The sequence below is a fragment of the Staphylococcus pseudoxylosus genome (genome assembly GCF_003697915.1).
Classification (GTDB): Bacteria; Bacillota; Bacilli; order Staphylococcales; family Staphylococcaceae; genus Staphylococcus; species Staphylococcus pseudoxylosus.
In genome coordinates, this window is the sequence record NZ_RCVN01000050.1 from 1 (window position 1) to 794 (window position 794).

1 protein-coding gene is annotated in these 794 nt (G+C 40.6%); it reads right to left on the minus strand.

From position 1 onward, the window contains the following. Positions 1 to 773: tape measure protein (locus tag D9V42_RS14735; protein ID WP_208639094.1), on the minus strand; the 773-nt coding region annotated here is incomplete at its 3' end. Positions 774 to 794 lie beyond the last annotated feature (21 nt).

The window sequence follows — 794 nt, forward strand, 5'->3', positions numbered from 1 at the left end:
AAGTCTTGGAAATACTTAACTACATTTGTTACAGCTTTACCAGCACTTTCGCCCCAGTCAGACATCTGGTCTATTAAGCCACTAATGATAGGTGTTAAAGCGTTCAAAGTAGGCACTAAAGCAATTGACATTGTTTCGTTGAAGCTGTCCCACGCGTCCCCAATAGTTTTGATTCCACCGCCCGAACCTTTAGCCATTTTTTCCATAGCCTTGTTGAGCATATCCATCGAAACAGCGCCTTTTGAAACAGCGTCATTAAAAGAACCGTATTGCTGTAATGAGGGGTTCATTTTCATAACAGTGTCTTTTAAAGAAGAACCAAGAGCTGTGTTGTTATCGGTTAATTGTCCAATATTTTCAGCCGTAACTTTACCAGCTGCCGACATTTGACCGTAAGACTGAACTACACCTTTAAGGTTTTCGCCAGTACCACCAAATGCTTGGTTAGCTTTTACTAATGCTTCTGTTTTACTGACCGCTTTTTTAGCGCTATCGCCTAAACCAATGAACGTTGTTGAAAGTTTTAAAGTATCTTCGGTATTTGCATTTGTATCTTTAGCAAGATTCTGCATAGATTTGCTTACATAGTCAAAGTCTTTTCCATTGCCTTTGAACTTCATTGTATTTTGCAATGAAATCATGGCTTTTTGAGTATCCATTGCGTTAGATACCCAGTCTTTTAAGCCGTTACCGACAGCACTAACAGCACTTGCACCGATTTGTCTGAATGCACCAACAGCAATCTCTCTAAGACCGCTAAAGCGTGACTTCATGCCCTCAATTCCGAGATCGGA